Genomic DNA, 21998 nt, shown 5'->3' with positions numbered 1-21998 from the left:
CCTGCCTGCTTTACGGAGCGGTCCGCAGGGTGGTGTCGCCATAGTATTTCCGGGTCGCAACATAGCTGTTGTAGGGACCCTGGTAACCGCGTGAGGCCGCCTTCTTCAGGTTCACGTCGGTCATGACCGCGACGAACTTGGAGTGGTCGATCGGACCCAGGTCGGCGACCGCCTGCAGGTCGCTGGCCGTGGTGTGGCCCCAGCGGCTGACGAACATCACCTTCGACGCGGCGCCGCAGACGATGCGGGCATCCGACACGGCCAGCGCCGGGGCGGTGTCGAACACCACCAGATCGAAGTGCGGCGACAGGCCGGCCATCAGGTGGATCAGGCCGTCGACGTTGAAGCGGTCCAGCGTCTCCGACATCAGGCGGCCGGCCGGGATCATCGCATAGGGCGCGTCTTCGCTGTTATGCACGATCTCGTCCAGGGTGGCGGTGCCGGAAATCCAGTCCGACAGGCCCTTGTTGGCCGACAGGTTGAACAGGCCGTCGATGCGCGACCGGCGGAAGTCGGTGTCGACCACCACCACGCGGCGGCCGGCCTGGGCCGCGACCTGGGCGACGGCGAGGCTCATCGAGGTCTTGCCGTCCTGCGGGCGGGCCGAGGTGACGGCGATGGAGCCGACCGGACCCATATCCGCCAGATGGTTGCGGAACAGGGCGCGCATCGATTCCGCGAACAGCGAGAAGGGATGGTTCTGGAAGATCTGGTCCAGGCGGCCGCGGGTGCCGCGGGTGGAGTGGTGCGGGACGATGTGGACCGTGCCCACGCCCAGGATGCGGCGGACGGCGTCCGGGGTGCGGATGCGGCGCTGGAACAGCTCGATGCCGAAGACGATGAAGACGGCGACGGCGAGCGAGGCGAAGAAGCCGGCCAGCAGGAGCAGGATGCGGAAGGGACCCGACGGCTCATGCGGGACCTGCGGCGCCGAGACCAGCTTGACGGCGGTCGGGAAGGCGCGGTTGTCCTGCTGGGCCTGCACCTCTTCCAGACGGCCGAGCAGGCTGTCCAGCAGCTGGCGCTTGGCCTGGGCCTCGGCCTCCAGCGTGCGCAGCGGCACCGCTTCCTCGGCCATGGTCTGATAGCCGGATTCCAGCTTGGCGATCATCGACTTCAGGGCGTTTTCCTGCTCGACGGCGACGTTGGCCGCCTCGCGGACGCCGGAGATCTCGTGGCGGACCTCCTGCTGCAGCGAGGAGTTCGCTTCGTTCAGGCGGGCCTGCAGTTCCTGGATGCGCGGGTGCTTCGGACCATACTGGCGCGACAGCTGGGCCAGTTCGGTGGAGATCGAGGCGACCGTGGCGCGCAGCTGGGCGACGACCGGCGAGGCAAGGCTGCCGCCATTGCCGGAGCTGCGCTCCAGCGTCTGGGCCTGGGCGACGGCACGGGCGCGGTTGGCCGCGGCTTCGGCCAGACGCAGGCGGGCCTGCTCAAGCTCGGTGGTGGCCATCAGGCCGTTGGTTCCGTTCTTGACCAGACCGGCCTTGAAGCGGACGGCGTCGACCTTGGTGTCGGCCTCGGCCACTTCCTTGCGCAGGGTGCCGATGCGGTCTTCCAGCCAGGCGATGGCGCTGGTGGACAGGTCGCGGTCCATCTGCTGGCGGGTTTCCATGTAGCGGTGGACGACGGTGTCGACCACCTTCTGGGCGATTTCCGGATCGCGCGAGGTGTAGCGGACCTGGATCACGCGCGACCGGCCGACGATGCCGACTTCCAGATTGCGGCGGACGCGGTCCAGAACGCCGTCGATGCTGTCGGCGGCGCGGGTCTCGCGCAGGTGGGTGTCCTTGGTCATGTCGTCGCCATGGGCCAGGACCGCATCGACGAAGCCCGGCAGCTCGGGACCGAAGACGGCATGGGCCTGTTCGCGCGTCCAGGCGGTGGCGCGCTCGACGAAGGGCTTGCTGTCGTCGGACTGGACCGGCGGGTTGAATTCGGGGTTGGTGGCCAGCCCCAGATCGGCGATCGACTGGGTCAGCACCGCCGTCGACTTCAGGATTTCGATCTCGCTGAGGATCGCGCTGTCTTCCGGCGTGATCGCGTTCAGCGCCTGATCTTCCGCACGGACGACGCGGACCTGCCGGTTGTCGACCAGCAGAAGCGCTTCGGACGTGTATTTGTCCTTCATCAGCGAGACGCCGAAGGCCGACAGCGCGGTCAGCGCCAGCACGATGGCGGCGATCAGCGTCTTGTGGGCCGCAAGCACCCGCAGGATGAAGCGGAAGTCGGGCCCCATCGCCGGAGCCGGACCGTCGAAATCGCGCGGCATGTGGTGGCCGGCCTGGGTGGGCCATGCCGGAGCCGGCGGGCCGCCCGGACCTCCGTTATTGATCTGGGGAAGATTTTCCACGTCTCAAAGCTCCTTCTGGATAGGCGACCGGCGGATCGTCGACTGGGAGATCCGGGGGGAGATCCGGGTGGAAGCGGGCGCTGCGGCGCCCGGTCCGCGGGTGCGGAGGGATGCGGCACGGCGAAGGCGGATGGTGCTCCAGGCGAAGCCGAAGGCACCGATGCAATAGCGGCGGAAGAGCCGGCGGGGCTCCTGCGCCAGACGGAAGGCCCATTCCAGGCCGGAGCGCTGGACCGCTTCCGGGGCGCGCTTGAAGCGGCCGGCCAGGAAATCGACGATGGCGCCGCCGTTGACGATCAGCACCGGATGGTCCAGCGCGCGCTTCAGCTCCGTCGCGACCTCCTCCTGCTTGGGCATGCCCATGGCGAGCAGGATGACGTCGGGGCGGGTGGCCCGCGCCTGGGCGATGTAATGCTCCGTCGGATGGAAGCCGTGCTGCAGGTCGGCGTAGCGGTGCGGGGTGGCCGCTTCCAGGACGACGCGGGCACGGTCCAGCCACGGGGTGGCGGTGCCGTAAATGGCGACGCTGCGGGGGGGGAGCGATTTCAGCAGCAGCGGGATGAAGTCGGTGCCGTTCATGTTCAGGCCGGACGGCATGCCCAGCACCGGCAGAACCGCCTGCAACCCGATCCCGTCGCGCAGCAGGACGTCCGACGAAGCGAAGGCGGCCAGCGCCGCGTCCGACCCCATGCAGACGTTCAGGCCATGCGCGTTCAGGAAGGACAGCACCGTCGGACGGTCGACCGCGCCCAGATGGTCGATCAGGGCACGGCGCTCGCCGTCGTTCGAAATGCACCGCATGCGCTCGATCAGTTCCAGGACCTCACGAGGATTCGGCATGCGCATCTCCCAAGAAAAATTAATCGGAACAAAGCATTGACCGTTACGCGACCGTTCTTGCGGCCGATCCGGCCTGGCCTGATGTCGGGCCTGTCCGCCGGGCGGCGGCGGCTAACCCGTTGGGGCCGGCCACCAAACCTGCGTGGCTCTATGTGGCCGGTCCTCCCCCCTTTTCGCACGGGCGAGATCGGCGAAACGGCGACGGATTCGAATTAGCCCGGGCTTGCTCCCTTCGGGGGATTCGGCTTGCCGAATCGACCGGTCAGACCCATAAAGAGGGACCCCGGCCATAAAGAGAGACCCTGGCGCTCTATGGCTGTTGTCTGGGGGCAGAGCCATCCGCCCTGCCGGATCGGCCTCCCGGCCGAACCGCCCGGCCGAAGCGCTTGCATGACCGGGGCAATTCCAAGAAAAGACGATCCATGACCGACGACACCTCCGACAACGCCCGTTCGGGCCGCACCCCCGGCACCGCCGACGAATTCGACCGCCGCGACGCCCTGCGCGCGGTGGCTGCCGTGGTGCGCGGCGATGGGATCGAGGTGGATGCCGACAGCACCCCGGCGCGCTGGTCGGTCGCGGTCAACCACGTCGTCCAGATTCCCGGCACCGACCGCAAGCTGAAGCTGCGCTTCAAGGTGGCGCTCGGCCCGCTGCCGGACATCGAGGCCGACCTGTGGGGCCTGCTGACCATCGACGAGGGCTTTGGCCGGCCGCAGGCCAAGGCGCTGGGCAAGCGGGTGAAGGGCGCCTGCCTGTCCTCCCCCGCCATCGCCAAGGCGAAGGACCGCGTCGACGGCTGGTTCGCCTCGATGGCGCAACGGGCGGCCGGCTTCGGCGAGTCCTGGCGGCCGAAGGGCTTCGCCGACGAGCTGGGCCGCGTCGTCGGCTTCGGCGGGCGGATTCCGCGCCTGCAGACCCTGCTTGACGCGATGGAGGAGGCCTTCTCCACCGCCGCCGCCCGCGCCGGCCTGAAGGTCCGGCGGGAGCGGCTGGAGGATGCGTCCGGCATGGGCGTCTATCTGGACAGCTTCGCCACCGCCCGCGCGATGATCCGCAAGCTGCGGCTTTACGTCGGCCCGACCAATTCGGGCAAGACCCACGCCGCCATGGACCGGCTGGCGGAGGCCGAGAGCGGCTGCTACCTCGCCCCCTTGCGCCTGCTGGCGCTGGAAGGGCAGGAGGCGCTGGAGACGCGCGGCCGGCCCTGCAGCCTCGTCACCGGCGAGGAGCGCGACGTGCGGCCCGGTGCCGCCTTCACCTCCTCCACCATCGAGATGGTGAACACCTCCAAGGTGTGGGGCGCCTGCGTCATCGACGAGATTCAGATGATCGGCGACCCCGACCGCGGCTGGGCCTGGACCCAGGCGGTCGCCGGTGTCGCCGCGCCGGAAATCCTGATGACCGGCTCCGCCGACGCCATCCCCTACGTCAAGCGTCTGGCCGACGCGATGGGCGAGGAGCTGGAGGTCGTCGAATTCACCCGCAAGTCGCCGCTGCGCGTCCAGGAGGAGCGGGTGAAGCTGGAGGAGGTGAAGCCGGGCGACGCCCTGATCGCCTTCTCGCGCAAGGACGTGATGGCTCTGCGCCACGACCTGCTGGGCCGCAACCACAATGTCGCGGTGATCTACGGCGCCCTGTCGCCGGAGGTCCGTCGGGCCGAGGCGCGCCGTTTCCGCGAGGGCACCGCCGACGTGCTGGTGGCGACTGACGCCATCGGCATGGGGCTGAACCTGCCGGTCGCCCGCGTCGTTCTGTCCACCACCCGCAAATATGACGGGCGGGAGGAGCGCGAGCTGACCGCGTCGGAAATTCGGCAGATCGGCGGCCGGGCCGGCCGCTTCGGCATGCATGAGGAAGGCCGCGTCGCCGTGCTGGACGGTGAGAACATCAACCCGGTGCGCCGGGCGCTGACCTCGCCGCCGGTGCCGCCGGAAGACCCGCGCTCGTGGATTTCACCCAACCTCAGCCATGTCGAGGCCATTGCGCGGGAGCTGGACACCGACAGCCTCGCCAAGGTGCTGCGCACCGCCGGGCAGGAGCTGCTGCGCGCCAACCAGACCTTCCGCATGACCGACCTGGAGCAGCGCATCCAGGCGGCGGCGGCGGTGGACCGCGCCAAGCTGCCGCTGGCACAGCGCGACATGCTGGCCCGCTGCCCGATCGACACCCGCGACCAGAACAACCTGCGCCTTCTCGGCGGTTGGGCGGTCAACCAGGGCCGGGGCATCCCCAACGCCGCTCCCGATGCCGCCGAACGTTTCCGCCACAGCGTCGGCACCGACGTGGAACTGGAAAAGGCCGAGCGCGCGGTGAAGGAGCTGACCGCCTACGCTTGGCTGGCCTACCGCTTCCCCGACGCCTACCCCGAGATGGATTTGTGCCAGGAGCGCCGGGCGCACCTGAACGCTTTCATCGAGCGGACGCTCGCCGAGCGCTCGCTCGCCCGCGCCTGCCCGGTCTGCGGTGCGCGGCTGAAGGCCAACCACCGGTTCCGTGTCTGCGACAATTGTTACAGCAGCCGCGTCGAGGACCGACGCGGCGGTCCTCGACGCGGGCCGGAGCGTGGCAACGGCGAGAAGCCGGGCGGCCACCCGCACCACTTCCACCATCCGGTGGCGAAGGAGGGCGGTCGCGATGGCGGTCGCGACACCGGCCGGGGTGGTCCCCGCACCGGCCCCCGCACCGGCCGTGGCCCGAAGCGGAAAAGCGCCACTCCGTAAGGCGTCCTCCCCCGCTTCGGGAGAGCGAAACTCACGCCGCCGCGCTGCTGCCGGGATTCGCCCACTCGCGCTTTGGCCAGTTGATCTCCTCGACCGTGCCGTCTTCGCCCAGGAAGTAGCGGCGAAGCGGCGTCAGGTCGGCGCCCAGTTCATAGACCAGCGGCCGGCTTGTGGGGATCTCGAACAGCGGGATGTCGTGGTCGGCGACATCGTCGAGATGCTTGACCAGCCCGCGCAGGCTGTTGCCATGGGCCGACACCAGCACCCGCGCACCCAGCCCCAACGCTGGGGCGATCTCGTCGCGCCAGAAGGGGACGACGCGGGCGGTGGTGTCCTTCAGGCTTTCGCCGTGCGGCAGGTTGGACTTCGCGAGGCCGGCATAGCGGCGGTCGGTGACGGCGGACCGCGGGTCGTCCGGCTCGATCGGCGGCGGCGGGACATCCCAGCTTCGCCGCCACTGGAACACCTGCTCCGCCCCGTGGCGTTCCGCCGTCTCCGCCTTGTTCAGCCCCTGCAGCGCGCCGTAATGCCGCTCGTTCAGGCGCCAGTGCTTGTGCACCGGCAGCCACAGCCGGTCCATGTCGCGCAGGACGAGGTGCAGGGTCTCGATCGCGCGGCTCAGCACCGAGGTGAAGGCGATGTCCACGTCGATGCCGGCGGCCTTGAGCAGGTCGGCCGCCTTGTGCGTCTCGGCGATTCCACGGTCGGTCAGGCCGACGTCGGTCCACCCGGTGAAGCGGTCTTCCGCGTTCCACACACTCTGGCCATGGCGCAGCAGGATCAGTCGGTGCATGGCGGGTCTCCCTCCGGTAGCCGGCCGCTCATCCGGCGCTTCCCTGTTGAAACAGACCTGTAGCCGGACCGGTTCCCGCGACAAATCATCGCGCCGTGGGCCGGGCGGGGCCTGCCCGACCGTGCGCGGCGGTTTCAATCCGGTTTCATGATTGCCTCCGGAGACACCAATTATGTCAGCCGCGAAATCTTGGCGACATACTCGGACAATAATCCTGCGCTACGGTCACCCCACCTGAAATCACCGGCCTTGCCGGCCGCAGCGGATTGGGAAGGTACGATGACCGAACCGAATACGGGATCGCAGACTTCACACGGCGTAGCGGGCCTGCCGGGCGCCCCGCCGAACCATTCCGATTATCGCCCCAGCAACCTGACAACCTTGCGTACCGAGGCCACGATGCTGCATCATCATGACGTCATCTCCAGAGCCGTGTCGACCGACCGCGAGATCACTCTGGAGGCGCTTCGTGTGTTCACTTATCTGAGCCGGAGGCTCCATTTCGATCGCTCCGTTCCGGTGCTGCAGTCCGAACTGGCTGACGCGCTGGGCATGCAGCGGCCCAATGTGAACCGGGCCATCAAGCTGCTGGAAACCAAGCAGATCCTTCTGCGGGAATCCAAACTGGGGCGCGCGATCACGTTCCGGCTCAACCCGGGACTGGAGGGTGGCCGGGCCTGAGTGTTTCGTCAGGGTATGGAATGATCGTAGAGACCCGTGAGCTGTTCTTCACCAATTCCGCCCTGAAAAAAGCCCTCGCCTGGTACCAGAAGGCCCCCAATCAGACGGACCTGCCGCTGGGCGTCGTCACGACGGTGACGCCCACCTCGGAAGGTGGTCTGTCGGTCCAGATTCAGCAGAGCGGCGCCTCCAGAACGCGGGAGGTCCTGTTCACGCCCAGCAAGACGCTGGCGCTGCTTCTGCTCTTCTGTCGCCGCCAGAAGGTTCCGATCCCCCGCGACGCCGGCAAGGAACTGGAAGCTGCGGACGACGGCCTGATCCTGATCGTGCGCGGCGAAACGCCGACCGTCGCACCACCTCCCTAAGCCACCTGCCTTAACCGCCTGCCTGATCGACATCATGCCGCCGCGCCTCCTGCGCGTGCGGCCTTTTGCCGTTTGCTCGGTTTGCCCTGTGCTCGGTTCTCGATGCGCACAGTGACGCGGTCCACGCGCGGCTGTTCGATCCGGGTTTTTGGTCATTGCGGAGAGCTGCAACAAAACGAAATATTAAAAGTGGAGGCTGGCGCGATGATTGCGCGCGAGCATCTATGGTATCGGTGAAGCTGCATTCACCGGATGGACAGGGTGGTTATGATCATCGTCATAGTCGCCAAGACCGGTCGCACTGCATTGCTTCGTGTGATAAAGTTCCTCCGGCTATTGGGGCTAAGCTATAGTTCCGGTCCACCAACCAAACGGGGATGCGCAGGCCGATTTGTCGTTCGAACATTCGGAACAGCCCAATGCGTGAGCTTGTCCTGCGCAGTTTGGGCAAACATGCTTCTCATGCCCGCCGACCGCCGCCTAACCCCTTCGCCATCGCCGAGGATTTCCCACCGATGATCGTCACCCGCCTGTCGCTGCCGCTTTGGAAGGAGCTTCGGTCCCATGGACCGCGGGTCCGTCCGATGCCTGCCTGACCGGGCCGATGTCATCGCCGCAGATGGCCCCATCACCCACGCCGTCCTCTGCCTTCGTCCGCCGGATCACCGCCTCGCCGCGGACGCTGGTTGCGGCCCTTTGCGCCATGCTGGCATTGCTGGGAACGGCATCCTGGGCTGCCGTCACCGCGCTTGATTACCGGGACACGCTCGAACGGTCCGAAGACGATGCGCGGCAGGCGGCCATCCTGTTCGACGGCCACGCACGAGGCGTGCTGGACGCCAGCATCGACCTGCTGGAACAGGTCGCCGGCCGGATGGATGGCCGGGGCCTGAGGTCATGGGCGGAACGCAGCCTGCCGGAAGCCATGGCGGTGGAACGCAACGGCCGCATCGCCCTGTTGGGTGCGGACGGCTCGCTGCGGTATGGCTCCGCCGTCGCCTTCGCCGAGCCCGAAACCAGCGACGGCCTGTCGCTGCTGGTCCGCCCCTTACCGCCGGGGGAGGAGCATCAGGTCCTGCCGGCTTTCGGACATATGGCCGGCCAGCCGGCCATTCTTTTCGCCCGCCGCATCCACACCGCAGCGGGCGTTTTCGACGGTGCGGTCCTGGTGGCTGTCCCGGTGTCGGCCTTGAACCCGGTGCTGAACGCCTTCGGTGACGGGATGGCGCGCTCCGTCGGCCTGTACCGTCCCGACGGCGTCCGTCTGGCCGGCATCGGCGTTCCGTCGCTGGGCCCGCTGCCACGGCTGGATGCGGGAACGATCCGGGTCGATGCGAACTGGACGGGAACCGGCAAGCCGTCGATCCTCGGTGTGAAGCGGATGGCCGACCTGCCGATCCTGTCGGCGGTGACGGTCCCGCGCACCGCCGTGCTGGAGCCCTGGTATGTCCGGATGGAGCGCGGCCTTGTCGTGGTGGTCGCCGGGGTGGCGGCGCTTGCCGGACTGTCGATGCTGGGGGCCGCCAGCCTGCGGCGCGAGGCGCTGGCCCGTCAGGCCCTGACCCAGGCGAACGCCCAGCTGGAACTGGCCAATGCGCAGTTGGAGGAGCGGGTGGAGGAGCGCACCGCCGCCCTCAGCACCCTCAATCTCAAGCTGAGCCGGGCGCTGGAGGAAAAGGAGCGGGCCAATCAGGCCAAGGGCCGGTTCCTCTCGGCGGCCAACCATGATTTACGCCAGCCCTTCCAGGCCTTGCGGCTGTTCCATCACATTCTGATGGAACGGCTGGCCGAAACGCGCGACCGCAGCATCGCCGAAAAGATGGGCGAAGCGCTGGATGCCGGGGAAAAGCTTCTGCACGCCCTGCTGGAGGTGGCGACGCTGGACGCCGGCGTCGTGCGGCCTCAGCTGGCCGACGTCCCGGTGTCGGCGGTGTTCGAGGAGCTGCTGGCCGAATTCCGCGGCATGGCGACGGAAAAGGGGCTGACCCTGCGCGCGATGCCCACCCGCATGGTGATCCGCACCGACCGGACGCTGCTGATGCGCATGCTGGGCGATCTGCTGCGCAACGCGATCCGCTTCACCGACAAGGGCCGCGTCACCATCGGCTGCCGCCGGCATGGCCGCTGGCTGCGCATCGAGGTCTGGGACACCGGGACGGGCATTCCCGCCGAACAGCTCGACAACATCTTCGAGGATTTCGTCCAGCTCGGCAATCCGGAGCGTGACCGGCGTCAGGGACTCGGCCTCGGGCTGGCCAAGGTGCGGCGCAAGGCGGCGCTGCTGGGACACACGGTGGAGGTGCGGTCGCTTCAGGGCCGCGGTTCCGTCTTCGCGGTCAATGTGCCGGTGGTCGGGACCGAACGGCCGGCGACTCAGGTGCCGGCGCAGGATCCCGATCCGGTTCAGAGCGGCGACCGGCTGATCCTGGTCGTGGAGGACGATCCGATCCAGCGCGACGCCGTGCGGCTGCTGCTGGAAAGCTGGGACTATCGGGTGATCGCGGCGGTCGACGGTGAAAGCGCGCTGGCGCTGTTCGGTGGACCGGAAAGCGGGACGCCGCCACAGGACGGTCCCGTGCCCGATCTCATCGTCAGCGATTTCCGGCTGCCGGGCCGGCTGACCGGGGTGCAGACCGTGGCGGCGGTGGGCGAGCGGCTGGACCGGCCGGTGCCCGGCCTGATCCTGACCGGCGATACCGCGCCCGAACGCATCCGCGAGGCGGTCGCCACCGGCTGCCGGCTGCTGCACAAGCCGGTGTCCCCGGACGAACTGCGCGACGCCATCGCCGCCATCCTGTCGGAACGGCCGGGGAGCCGCACGGCCGACGGCGGCGAACAGGCGCTTGAGAACGAGTCCGCGGCGTGAATTAACCCTTTCTGAAGCTGGGTTGCCTCAAACTGGCGCAGACTAGGGAGTTCATGGGGCCATGGTGCAGAATCGCACGCTCAGGCGTCTCGATCAGGCGCAGCTCGATCTGGCGGTGCGGAAACACGAGATGTTCCGCAATGCCCGGGTGGGCGGCGCGCGCGCCAACCTGTCCTTTTGCGATCTGTCCGGGCTGGACCTGTCGGGCCGCGATCTGGCCCATGCCGATTTCGTCGGCGCCAGCCTGCGCGGTGCCAATCTGGCCGGCGCGCGGCTCGATTGCGCGTCCTTCTTCGTCGCCGATCTGCGGCAGGCCAATTTCGACGGCGCCAGCCTGATCAAGGCCGACCTGCGCGGCGCCTGCCTGCGCGGCGCGATCCTGGTCGGCGCCAATCTGTTCGAGGCGGACCTGCGCGACGGCTCCCTGGCCGAAAAGGACCGGTCCGGCCATCTGCATATGGTGCAGATCGACTCATCCCCGGCCGAGGCCGACGGCGCCGACCTCTCGGGCGCCAACCTGACCAATGCCCGGATGTCGGGCATCATGGCGATCCACACCGATTTTTCCGACGCGGTGATGCGCGGCTGCAAGCTGGTGCGGGCGACCATGCGCGGCGCCAACTTCACCGGCTCCAACATGGAGGGGGCGGACCTGTCCGGCGCCGACCTGCGCGGCGCCTGCCTGCGCGGTGCGGTGCTGACCGGCGCCGTCATGGTGATGACCGACCTCACCGACGCCGACGTGGAGGAGGCGCTGACCGACAAGCCGGTCGGCCGCGTGGTGGCGGAACTGGGGCGGTCGCTGGAGGATCTGCTGGCCGACCATATGACCTGGGTGGGATCGAGCGGGGCGCAGGGCGCGATGCTCGACCTGTCCGGCTTCGACCTGCGTCATGCTCCGTCGCTGGCCCACCTGTGCCTGACCATGCTGCGCGCCGTCGGGGCGACGCTCTACGGCCTGGATCTGTCGGGCGTGCAGCTTCAGGCCGCCGTGCTCGACAGGGCCGACATGCGCGGGGCGAAGCTGGCGGACGGCGACCTGCGCGGCATCAGCCTGCGGAACGCGAAGCTGAACAACGCCGACCTGCGCAACGTCAATCTGCGGCCCCTGGTGTTCGATGAGCATCGCTCCCGCCCCGCCGATCTGTCGGGGGCCAAGCTGCGCTATGCCGACCTCAGCGGCGGCAGTCTGCGGTCCGTCAATCTCGCCAACGCCGACCTGTCCTTCGCCAACCTGCGCGGCTGCGACCTCGCCAGGACCGACCTGACCGGGGCCAAGCTTTTCGGCGCCAAGCTTGAACGCCGCGCCCTGGCGGAGGGGGCGATCCTGGACGGCGTTGCCGGGCTGAAGCTTTAGGCTGCGAGCATAATGGAAGGCGGCGGCAGTGCCCGCTTGCCCTGCCGGTGGCGGCGGCGCTACACACGGGAAGGCTGTCAGTCGAAAGGTCCAGAAGATGCCGGAAACGGTCCCATCCGACCGCGTGACCGCGGCTGCCGCCGCCATGATGGTCTATCTGACCGACCGGCAGTTCGACGCCGAGAAGATCAACCGGTTCACCGCGCTGTGCGAGGAGCTCCGCCGCGATCTCGACCTCGACAGCCGTCTGGCGCTGGCCGAGCGGCTGGAGCGCGAGGCGCCGTCGAACGACAATGTCCGGCTCCGCTCGGTCCTGTTCCTGCTGACCGGCGATCTCTATCACTATGAACGCATTCTCCATTACCTGATCCTCGGCGGCGACAGCGCCGACCCGGCGGCGCTGCACTACACCCACTGGTGCATGTCGCGGCAGCTGTTCCTCGGCGCGGCCAGCGGCGACAAGCTGGCGAGCTTCGTGCCCTGTGACCAGTTCCGCTACTACACCGCGATGGTCCGCCAGATCGCGCGGCGCTGGGGCCTGACGCCGCCGCGGGCGACCTTGCGCGACGGGCCGATCCGCCGTGTCGCGGTGGTGACCAACCAGTTCACCAACCAGGGCCATCAGCCGACCCGCGACTGCTTCGACTTCGCCGCCCGCATGCAGGACGAGTTCGGGATGGATGTCGCCATCATCAACGTCAACGGCCTGCCGGCACGGGTCGAGAGCGTCTTCATTCCGCCGATGGTGGCGGAGGTGGCCGCCGATCTGGAGGGCGTGTACGCGCTGAGGATGTTCGGCCGGCAGGTCAAGGTCGCCTCCTTCACCCAGCCCGCCTTCAGCCAGGACAAGCTGCGCGTCATCGTGGAGGCCATCGACGGCTACGACCCCGACCTGATCGTGTCCTTCGGCGGGTCGAACATCGTCGCCGACCTGTTCGCCGACTCCGGCGCCCGGCCGGTGGTGGCGTTGCCCACCAGTTCCGGCATCACCCTGTCTTTGGCCCCCATCGTCCTTGGATTCGAGGAGCGCGACCACACCCAGTCGATCCCGGCGCTCTATCGCGGCCCCTTCGCCCGCCGTTTCCGTCCCTTCACCTTCGGCTACACCCTGCCGCCGTCCGACGGCGTGCGCGTGGACACCGGCTTTGCCGACGGCACGCCCCTGTTCGCGGTGGTCGGCACCCGCCTGGATCAGGAGGTGACGGGGGAGGTTCTGCAGTTGCTGGACGACATTCTGGACCGCTGCCCCGATGCCGGTCTGGTGTTTGCCGGCGAGGTGCGGGACCTGCCGGCGCGCCTCGCGCCGCTGCGCAATGGCCCGCGCATGCGCTGCCTGGGCCATGTCCCCGACATCCGCGCGCTCTATGGCCTCTGCCGCGTCTTCCTCAACCCGCCGCGCCAGGGTGGTGGCGGCGGCGCGGCCTTCGCCCTGGCCGAAGGGGTGCCGGTGGTGACGTACGGCTGGGGCGACGGTGCGGTCGTCTCCGGTCCCGAATTTTGCGTGTCCGGCCGCGACGCCTTTGTGGAGCGTGCCGTGACGCTTGCCACCGATGCCGCCGCACACGCCGCTGCCGTAGCCGCCGCGAAGGCGCGCTTCATCGAGATCGGCGACCGCAACCGATGCGTCGAACGGCTGATTGCCTATGGCGAGGAGGCGCGGGCCCTGCTGCGCGCCGAACGAGCCGGGGTGAATTAATCTTCCTTCACATTTTCGTGGAAGACTGATCCCCGGTTCTTGGTTCCTTGGAAAGCCCTCCCTTGTCGAACGCCGCTCGCAGCCTTTCTCCCCTCGGCCGTCCTGCCATGTCCATCGCCGGCCGCGCGATCGGGCCCGGCCATCCGCCTTACCTGATCGCGGAGATGTCGGGGAACCACAATGGTGACCTCGGCCGTGCCTTGGCGCTGGTGGATGCGGCGAAGGAGGCGGGGGCCGATGCGGTCAAGCTGCAGACCTACACCGCCGACACCATCACCATCGCCCATGACGGTCCCGGCTTCCGGCTGGAGGGCGGGCTGTGGGGCGGGCGCACCCTGCACGACCTCTACCGCGAGGCGCACACGCCCTGGGAGTGGCATGTCCCGCTGTTCGAGCGGGCACGGGCGCTGGGCCTGACCATCTTCAGCTCCCCCTTCGACGAGACCGCAATCGAACTGCTGGAGGAACTCGACGCCCCGGCCTTCAAGATCGCGTCCTTCGAGCTGATCGATCTGCCGCTGATCCGCCGCGCCGCCCGCTCCGGCAAGCCGCTCATCATCTCCACCGGCCTTGCCACGCTCGGCGAGATTGAAGAGGCGGTGGCGGCGGCCGGCGACGTGCCGCTGGCCCTGCTGCATTGCGTCAGCGGCTATCCCACCCCGCCGGAGGACTGCAACCTCCGCACCATCCCTCATCTGGCCCAGACCTTCGCCGGCGTCACCGCCGGCCTGTCCGACCACAGCCAGGGCATCGCCGTGCCGGTCGCCGCCGCGGCGATGGGCGCCACCATCATCGAGAAGCACTTCACCCTGTCGCGCGCCGACGGCGGGGTCGACAGCGCCTTTTCCCTGGAGCCGGCGGAGTTCAAGGCGATGGCCGACGCCGTCCGTACGGCGACAGCCGCCATGGGCCGGGTCGACTATACGGTCAAGCCCAGCGAGGTTGGCGGGCGCGACTACCGCCGCTCCCTCTATGTCGTCGCCGACGTGGAGGCGGGGGAACCGCTGACCGCCGCAAACGTCCGCTCCATCCGCCCCGGCTTCGGCATGCCGCCCAAGCATCTGCCGGACGTGCTCGGCCGCCGCGCCGTCCGCCGCCTGAACCGGGGGGAGCCGCTGTCCTGGGACATGCTGGCGCCGCCGACGCAGGAGGACCGGCATGGATAAACCGCGCGTCGTCGCCATTTCTCAGGCCCGGATGACCTCCACCCGGCTGCCGGGCAAGGTGCTGATGCCGGCCGCCGGCCGGCCGCTGCTGGCCCACCATCTGGAACGGCTGTCCCGCACGCCCGGCCTGGATGCGGTGGTTCTGGCGACGACGGTGAACGCCACCGACGACCCGGTGGTGGGGTGCGCGCAGGGTCTGGGCGTCGCCGTCTTCCGAGGCGACGAGCAGGATGTGCTGGGCCGCTTCGCCGGTGCTGCGGCGCTGGCCGGCGCCGATCTGGTGGTGCGCGTCACCGCCGACTGCCCGCTGATCGACCCGGCGCTGGTCGGCCGTCTGATCGCCGCCTTCCAGGAAGGCCAGCCGCTGGATTACCTGTCGATCGACAGCACCCGCTACCCGCGTGGGCTGGATGCCGAGATCTTCCCGCGCCGCCTGCTGGACGAGGCGGCGGCCAATGCCGCGGACCCGGCGGAGCGGGAGCATGTCACCCCCTACATCTACCGCCGCCCCGACCGCTTCCGGCTGGGGACGGCGCTGGTGCCCGACGCGCCGGTGGAGCCTGCCGACCAGCGCTGGTGCGTGGACGAGCCCGCCGACTATGAGCTGGTGCGCCGCCTGCTGGAGGCGTTGGTGCCGTCCAACCCCGGTTTCGGCTGGCAGGATTGTTGCAAAACTCTTCGCGACCACCCCGATTGGGTGGACATCAACCGTTCGGTCCGGCAAAAGACGCTGCACTGATCCGGTCCCGGTTCGACCAAGGAGAAAAGCTTATGGATCGCAATGAATTCCTTCTCGCTCTTGACGAGATGCTCGAACTGGATCCCGGCACGCTGACCGGCGACGAGTCCCTGGAATCGCTGGAGGCCTGGGACTCGCTGGCGGTGATCAGCTTCATCGCGCTGGTGGACGAGAAGACCGGCGTGGTCGTCGAAGGGGAGAAGCTGGCCAAGGCGAAGACGGTCGCCGACCTGCTGGCCCTGGCGGGTGCCCCGGTCGCGGCCTGACCGGTGCCGGTTCCCGTTTCCCGGCCTGTATCCGAAGGCAGCCGCCTGCGCGCCGGTGTCGCCACCGTCGCCGGCGGCCCCGCCGCCTACCTGTCGGTCGGCAGCGGCGGCGTGCCCGTCCTGCTTCTGCATGGCTTCGCCGGCGACCGCCTGACCTGGCAGTTCAATCTGTCGGCCTTGTCGGCCCGGCGGCGCGCCATCGCCGTCGATCTGCCGGGCCATGGCGGATCGACGCCGGATGTCGGCAGTGGCCGGGTCGCCGATTTCGCCCCCTGGCTGGTCGAGTTCCTCGACGGGCTGGAGCTGCCGCGGGTGCATCTGGTCGGCCATTCGATGGGTGGCTATGTCGCGCGCGAACTGGCCGGGCTGGTGCCCGATCGGGTGGCGAGCCTGACCCTGCTGTCCAGCGCCGGGCTCGGCACCCCCTTCGACCTCGACTTCCTGCGCCGGGCCATTGCGCCGGCAGACGTGGCGGAGGGACGCGCCTGTGCCGAACGGCTGTTCGCCGGTCCGTCGCCGCTGATCCCCCGCTTCGGCGAGGTGCTGCACGCCCAGGGCGCCGACCCGGTCCGCCGCGCCGGGCTGGAGCGGATCATCGAGGAGTCCTTCGCCGCCCATGCCGATGGCGGCGGGCCGCCGGTGGACTGGAGCGCCTATCCGATGCCGGTCCAGGTTCTGTGGGGTCGCGACGACCGCATCATCCCGCTGCCGCCGGCCGACCGGCTGCCGCCGGACGCCCCGTTCCGGGTCTTCGACAATGCCGGCCACCTGCCGCACATCGAGGCCGCCAGCCCGGTGACCGCCGCCATCCGGGCCTTCCTGGACGGCTGCGACGATGCCCACGCCGGGCGCCCACTCCCTGAGCCGACCAGACCATGACCGACAGCATCTTCGCCCTGATCGCCGAGGAACTCGGCCGCATCGCCGCCGACAAGGGGGACGTGCTGCCGCCCCTGACGGCGGACAGCCGTTTCCTCGACGGCGATCTGCCGATCGACTCGCTCGACCTCGCCACGCTGCTGGTGGTGCTGGAACAACGCACCGGCCAGGACCCCTTCCGCGAAGGCTTCCGTCAGTTCACCACCGTCGGCGAACTGGCGGCGCTCTACACCGTTCCTGCATGACAGACGGCCGCCCAGACTGGATCCATCCCGCCTTCCGCCTGATCGAAGGGGAGGAGGTCTTCGGCTGGGCTGACCTCGCCGCATTGCCGATGCCGGCAGGCGGGGTCGTGCAGGCCGATCGGCCTTCGCGTGTGCTGGCGGCGCTGGCCGCTGCGGAGGCGGCCGGGCAGGGGGTTCTGCTGGCCCGAGGGGGTGCGGAGTCCGCAGGCTGGCAGCCGGGACAGGGCTTCTCCGTCACGCTGGAAAGCTCCGGCACCACCGGCACGCCCAAGCGCCTGCACCATGATTTCACCCGGCTGCGCGGCCGGCTGCGCGGCGTGACGGAGGAGGGCGCGCGCTGGCTGCTGACCTATGATCCGGGCGCCTTCGCCGGCCTGCAGGTGATGCTGACCGCCGCCGCGGCCGGAGCGCTGCTGGTCGCCGTGCCCAGTTCTGGTGCGGGAACGATCGCCGCGCTGGCGCAGGCGGCGCGGCGCCATGCCGTGACCCATGTCAGCGGCACGCCCAGCTTCTGGCGCGCCTTCCTGATGGCGCTGGGCGATGCGGACCTGCCGCTGGCCGCGGTCACGCTGGGGGGCGAAGCCGCCGACCAGCCGCTTCTCGACCGGCTGGCGGAGCGGTTTCCCCATGCCCGGCTTCGCCACATCTACGCCTCGACCGAGGCGGGGGCGCTGTTCGCCGTCGCCGATGGCCGGGCCGGCTTTCCGGCGGCCTGGCTGGACGCGGCGCCCGACGGGCTGGCTCTGCGCATCGCCGACGGGGTGTTGGAGGTGCGCAGCCCGCGCGCGGCACCGGGTGCGGTCAATGCCGACGGCTGGCTGTCCACCGGGGACCTCGTGGAACGCCGGGGCGACCGGGTGCTGTTCGCCGGGCGGCTCGACGGGTTGGTCAATGTCGGCGGGGTGAAGGTCTCGCCGGAGGCGGTGGAACGGCGCCTGCTGGCGGTGGACGGGGTGGCTGATGCCGCGGTCGTCGCGGTGCCGAGCCCGATCACCGGCCATCTCCTGACCGCCACCATCGTTCCGGTCCCGGGCGCCGATGACTCCGCCCTTCGCGTTGCCCTGCGCGCCGCCACCGCCGACCTGCCGCCGGCCGCCCGGCCGCGCGCCCTGACCTTCGCCGACCATATCCCGCTGAGCGCCGCCGGCAAGAAGAGCCGAAAGGGATCCCAATGACCGCGTCAGCCCCCGCCTCAACCGCCCCCGCTTCAACCGCAATTGAGCCGAAGCGCCACGTCATCGTCACCGGCGGCAGCCGCGGCCTCGGCCTTGCGCTGGTGGAGGCGTTGCTGGCCGACGGCTATCGGGTCTCCACCTGCAGCCGCTCCTCCTCCGACGCGGTGGAGCGGCTGGCCGGTCCCGACCTGTTCTGGCACCCCTGCCGCATCGGCGACGGCGACGAGGTGCGCGCCTTCTTCGATGCCGCCATCGCCTGGGGTGGCGAGGCGCCGCTGTGGGGGCTGGTCAACAATGCGGGCATCGCCCGCGAAGGCGTGCTGGCGACCTTCCCGGAGGTGGATGCCGAGGCGGTGATCCAGACCAACCTGACGGGCGCGCTCCAGGCCGCCCGCGCCTTTTTGCGGGCCAAGCTGACGGCGCGGGGGGAAGGTGCCCGCGGTGGGCGGATCGTCAACATTTCCTCCATCATCGGCCAGCGCGGCTATGTCGGGCTCGCCGCCTATTCGGCGTCGAAGGCCGGGCTGGACGGGCTGACCCGTGCGTTGGCCCGGGAAGTCGGACGGCGGGCGATCACCGTCAACTCGGTGGCGCCGGGCTATCTCGACACCGAGATGTCGGGCACTTTGTCAGACGGGCAGCGCGACCAGATCGTCCGCCGCACGCCGCTGGGGCGGCTCGGCACCGCGGCGGACGTGGTGCCGCTGGTCCGTTTCCTGCTCGGCGACGGCGGTGGCTTCATCACGGGACAGACCCTTACGGTGGACGGCGGCATCACCTGCTGAGGCCGTAAGTGACGCTGTAGGAAAATGGGGGAGGCGGAGATGGTCGCCAGCCGGATCGACGGGGTGGGCGTGCGCGGCGTCATCGGCTGCGTGCCGGAAGGGCGCGAGACGGTCGGGGATCTCGCCCGCCGTTTCGGCGAGGACGCTGCCCGCAAGATCGCCGCCGCCACAGGGATCGAGGAGCGGCGGATCGTCGCCCCCGGGCAATGCACCAGCGACCTTGCGGAGGCCGCCGCCCGCCGGCTGCTCGACGGTCTGGGCTGGGAGCCGGGCAGCATCGACCTGCTGGTCCTGGTAACCCAGACCCATGACCAGACGCTGCCGGGCACCGCCTCCCTCCTGCACCGGCGGCTCGGGCTGCGCAAGGGGGCGGCGGTGCTCGACATCACCCACGGCTGTTCCGGCTTCGTCTATGGGCTGTGGGCGGCGGCGGGGCTGCTGAAGGCGGCCGGGCGGCGGGCGCTGCTGCTGGTCGGCGACACCACCTCGCGGCTGGTCGATCCGGAGGATCGCGCCGTGGCGCCGCTGTTCGGCGACGGCGCCGCCGCGATCGCCCTGGAACTGGACGACACGGCCTCGCCCATGGCCTTCGACCTGGGAAGCGATGGCGCCGGTGCGCCCTATCTGGCGGCGGACGGCGGCGCGATGCGCCATCCCGACCGGCCGCCGCGCCTGTTCATGGACGGAACCCAGGTCTTCGCCTTCACCCTGCGCGAGGTGCCGGGCAGCGTCCGCGCCGTGCTGGAGTGCGCCGGCTGGACCACGGACATGGTCGACCACCTCGTCCTGCACCAAGCCAACGCGCAAATGATCCGCCATCTCGGCCAGAAACTGGGGGTTTCCGCCGATCGTACCGTCGTCGCCCTGCGGGAGGTCGGCAACACCAGCTCCGCCTCCATCCCGCTGGCGTTGGCCGGTTCGCTGGCGGAACCGCTGGCCTCGGGCTGCCGCCGGCTGTTGCTGTCGGGCTTCGGCGTCGGCTGGTCCTGGGGCAGCGCGGCGCTTGCCGTCGGACCGCTGGCGGTGTGCGAAACGGTTGTCCTGTCCGGCAGGAAATGCCCGGCAGAATCTGCCGCCCCGGCAAGCCCTGCCCCCTAACCGGCAGAATTTGCCGGCAGGTAGGCAAAATTTGCCGGGTACATTCCTGCCCACCGGCATGGATTACCAAGGAAACCCGGCAAATTTGAACTGGCCCGCTTCTTGCCTACCCCTTTGGCGGGGGAATTAGTCCCCTTCCGGGTCAAGCGTTCCGAAATCGGTGCGCGTCCGGACATTGATCCTCCAAAGGAGTGGCTATCATGGCTGGCAACGTTACCCTCTCTTCGTCCATGCGGACCAACCTGCTGCAGCTGCAAAGCACGCAGGAACAGATCAACAAGAAACAGAACATCCTGTCGACGGGCAACAAGGTCAACACCGCCCTCGACGGCCCGACCGCCTTCTTCTCGGCCAAGGGTCTGAACCAGCGCGCCGGCGACCTGACGTCGCTGAAGGACGCGATGGGTCAGTCGATCAGCACCATCCAGGCCGCCGACAAGGGCCTGACCTCCATCGACTCCATGGTCGACCAGGCCAAGGGCCTGACCACCGCCGCCTATGCGGCCCTGGGCAACGATGCCGCCTCCATCGCCACCCGCAAGTCGCTGGCTTCGCAGTTCAACACGCTGCGCGGACAGATCGACAAGCTGGCCGCCGACAGCGGTTACGGCGGTAAGAACCTGATCGCCGGCAACGGCCTCAGCATGGACAGCACCAGCTCGTCCCGTGCCGCCGTCAACACCATCGTCGGCGTCGACAACGCCCGCGTCACCAACGTGCAGGCGCCGGACACCTATTCGATCCGCATCAAGGGCGACGGCTCGATCGAAGGCAAGTCCGACGACATCAATTCGGCCGAGAATGCGCACGGCCTGACCGGCCTGAAGCTGTCGGGCACCATTTCCAGCACCTCGGGCAGCTTCTCCAACGTCCAGATCGAGGTGCGCGGCGCCAACGGCCGCAGCCGTGACATCATCGTGTCGGACGGCAACGAGAGCCGGACGACCTCCTACTTCGACAACACGCAGACGACCTCCACCAACCTGACGCAGGCGGCGACGTCGACGCAGGCCCAGATCTCCACGGTGAACGTCAGCGGCACCATCGAAGAAGGCGACATCTTCTCGATCACGGTGGAAGGCCAGACCTTCAGCTACACCGCCACCAGCGGCGACGTCGCCGTCGGCCAGAACGCCGCCAAGAACGTCGCGACCAACCTGACGAACTCGATCAGCAGCGCCATCTCGGGCAGCGGCCGTCTGGCCGGCAAGGATGTCGCCTCCGCCGCCATCGGCGGCAGCGGCACCATCACCCTGACCGGCAACACCACGAGCGGCGTGGTGCGCGACTTCTCCCTGACCTCCAGCACGACCAACGCGCTGACCAAGAAGATCTCGGAGAGCTTCGCGTCGGGCACCATTGTGTCCTTCACGGTCGATCGCCGCCTGATGGAAGCGGCGAACAACCAGGGCAACGGCATCTCGACCATCGAGAAGAAGGTCGATCTGCAAATCCAGGTCACCAACTCCAACGGCGCCCAGGTCACCCGCGACGGCATGAGCGATCAGGGCGACGGCAAGCTCGCGAGCGGCGACCAGGCCTTCGCCTTCGACAGCGGCACGGTCCATCTGAACGTCGACGCCAAGACCATCAAGCAGGCTGCTTCGAGCAACTGTTCGGCCAACATCGTCACCAAGCAGATCTCCGACGCCAACTCGTCGAACGACATCACCGTCCAGCTCAACGAGACGAACACCAATTCGATCACGGTGAACGCGGTGAACCTGACCACGAGCGGTCAGGGTCTGAAGCTCGACGAAGCGCAGAACGACTGGACGGACCGCAAGGACATCGACAAGGCGGTCGCCGGTCTCGACAATGCCAAGGCGACGATCCGTTCGGCCTCGCAGTCGCTGTCGACCAACCTGAACATCATCACGACCCGTGAGAACTTCACCAAGGAGTTCAGCGACGTGCTGACGGAAGGCGCCAGCAAGCTGACGCTGGCCGACCAGAACGAGGAAGGCGCCA

The 21998-nt window shown here is 69.0% G+C and carries 18 protein-coding genes; 15 read left to right on the top strand and 3 right to left on the bottom strand.

All coding sequences use genetic code 11. The features are described 5' to 3' along the window. Positions 1 to 10 precede the first annotated feature (10 nt). The gene (locus TSO5_RS16865; protein ID WP_199230917.1) at positions 11 to 2353 is read right to left on the bottom strand and encodes a polysaccharide biosynthesis tyrosine autokinase; all 2343 of its coding nucleotides are present in this window, start codon (positions 2351 to 2353) and stop codon (positions 11 to 13) included. 3 nt (positions 2354 to 2356) lie between these two features. Next, positions 2357 to 3193: a WecB/TagA/CpsF family glycosyltransferase gene (locus tag TSO5_RS16860; protein ID WP_247870790.1), complete on the bottom strand. Its 837-nt coding sequence runs from the start codon at positions 3191 to 3193 to the stop codon at positions 2357 to 2359. Between the two features lie 422 nt (positions 3194 to 3615). On the opposite strand from TSO5_RS16860, the gene TSO5_RS16855 reads away from it, so the two are divergent. Further along, positions 3616 to 5916 carry a helicase-related protein gene (locus TSO5_RS16855; RefSeq protein WP_109152637.1) on the top strand — a complete coding sequence of 767 codons (2301 nt, stop codon included), beginning with the start codon at positions 3616 to 3618 and terminating at the stop codon, positions 5914 to 5916. A 31-nt stretch (positions 5917 to 5947) separates the two neighbouring features. Here the strand turns inward: TSO5_RS16855 and gpmA are convergent, their stop codons facing one another. After that, on the bottom strand, positions 5948 to 6709 hold the full coding sequence (gene gpmA / locus TSO5_RS16850; RefSeq protein WP_109152636.1) for a 2,3-diphosphoglycerate-dependent phosphoglycerate mutase: 762 nt from the start codon (positions 6707 to 6709) through the stop codon (positions 5948 to 5950). A 279-nt stretch (positions 6710 to 6988) separates the two neighbouring features. Between gpmA and TSO5_RS16845 the strand changes: the two genes are divergently transcribed. The 14 genes from TSO5_RS16845 to TSO5_RS16780 form a co-directional block, all read left to right on the top strand. After that, positions 6989 to 7390 (top strand): helix-turn-helix domain-containing protein, encoded by a 402-nt coding sequence (locus TSO5_RS16845; RefSeq protein WP_109152635.1) that lies wholly within the window; start codon positions 6989 to 6991, stop codon positions 7388 to 7390. A gap of 20 nt (positions 7391 to 7410) precedes the next feature. Then, a complete protein-coding gene (locus tag TSO5_RS16840; RefSeq protein WP_109152634.1) occupies positions 7411 to 7755 on the top strand; it encodes a hypothetical protein in 345 nt (114 codons plus the stop codon). Between the two features lie 604 nt (positions 7756 to 8359). After that, on the top strand, positions 8360 to 10621 hold the full coding sequence (locus TSO5_RS16835; protein ID WP_109152633.1) for an ATP-binding protein: 2262 nt from the start codon (positions 8360 to 8362) through the stop codon (positions 10619 to 10621). A gap of 61 nt (positions 10622 to 10682) precedes the next feature. Continuing rightward, positions 10683 to 11978: a pentapeptide repeat-containing protein gene (locus tag TSO5_RS16830; protein WP_109152632.1), complete on the top strand. Its 1296-nt coding sequence runs from the start codon at positions 10683 to 10685 to the stop codon at positions 11976 to 11978. Positions 11979 to 12075: 97 nt separating this feature from the next. Next, a complete protein-coding gene (locus TSO5_RS16825) occupies positions 12076 to 13674 on the top strand; it encodes a glycosyltransferase (RefSeq protein ID WP_199230916.1) in 1599 nt (532 codons plus the stop codon). Between the two features lie 107 nt (positions 13675 to 13781). Continuing rightward, positions 13782 to 14840: a pseudaminic acid synthase gene (pseI, locus tag TSO5_RS16820; protein ID WP_109152630.1), complete on the top strand. Its 1059-nt coding sequence runs from the start codon at positions 13782 to 13784 to the stop codon at positions 14838 to 14840. Next, a complete protein-coding gene (locus tag TSO5_RS16815; protein ID WP_109152629.1) occupies positions 14833 to 15579 on the top strand; it encodes a glycosyltransferase family protein in 747 nt (248 codons plus the stop codon). Before pseI ends, TSO5_RS16815 begins: the two co-directional genes overlap by 8 nt. A gap of 32 nt (positions 15580 to 15611) precedes the next feature. After that, positions 15612 to 15845 (top strand): acyl carrier protein, encoded by a 234-nt coding sequence (locus TSO5_RS16810; protein ID WP_109152628.1) that lies wholly within the window; start codon positions 15612 to 15614, stop codon positions 15843 to 15845. 3 nt (positions 15846 to 15848) lie between these two features. Next, on the top strand, positions 15849 to 16724 hold the full coding sequence (locus TSO5_RS16805; RefSeq protein WP_109152627.1) for an alpha/beta fold hydrolase: 876 nt from the start codon (positions 15849 to 15851) through the stop codon (positions 16722 to 16724). Further along, positions 16721 to 16969 carry an acyl carrier protein gene (locus TSO5_RS16800; protein WP_109152626.1) on the top strand — a complete coding sequence of 83 codons (249 nt, stop codon included), beginning with the start codon at positions 16721 to 16723 and terminating at the stop codon, positions 16967 to 16969. The genes TSO5_RS16805 and TSO5_RS16800 overlap by 4 nt, the downstream gene beginning before the upstream one ends. Then, on the top strand, positions 16966 to 18144 hold the full coding sequence (locus tag TSO5_RS16795; RefSeq protein WP_109152625.1) for a class I adenylate-forming enzyme family protein: 1179 nt from the start codon (positions 16966 to 16968) through the stop codon (positions 18142 to 18144). The genes TSO5_RS16800 and TSO5_RS16795 overlap by 4 nt, the downstream gene beginning before the upstream one ends. Then, complete coding sequence (locus TSO5_RS16790; protein WP_109152624.1) at positions 18141 to 18929, top strand: SDR family oxidoreductase; 789 nt, start codon at positions 18141 to 18143, stop codon at positions 18927 to 18929. The genes TSO5_RS16795 and TSO5_RS16790 overlap by 4 nt, the downstream gene beginning before the upstream one ends. Before the next feature lie 39 nt (positions 18930 to 18968). Beyond that, on the top strand, positions 18969 to 20027 hold the full coding sequence (locus TSO5_RS16785; protein WP_109152623.1) for a ketoacyl-ACP synthase III: 1059 nt from the start codon (positions 18969 to 18971) through the stop codon (positions 20025 to 20027). 200 nt (positions 20028 to 20227) lie between these two features. Then, positions 20228 to 21998 (top strand): flagellin (locus tag TSO5_RS16780; protein WP_109152652.1); only part of this gene is annotated, 1771 nt, incomplete at its 3' end.

Source organism: Azospirillum sp. TSO5 (assembly GCF_003116065.1).
GTDB lineage: Bacteria > Pseudomonadota > Alphaproteobacteria > Azospirillales > Azospirillaceae > Azospirillum.
The sequence above is the reverse complement of the archived record's forward strand: the minus strand, read 5'-3'. Positions and strand labels throughout refer to the sequence as shown.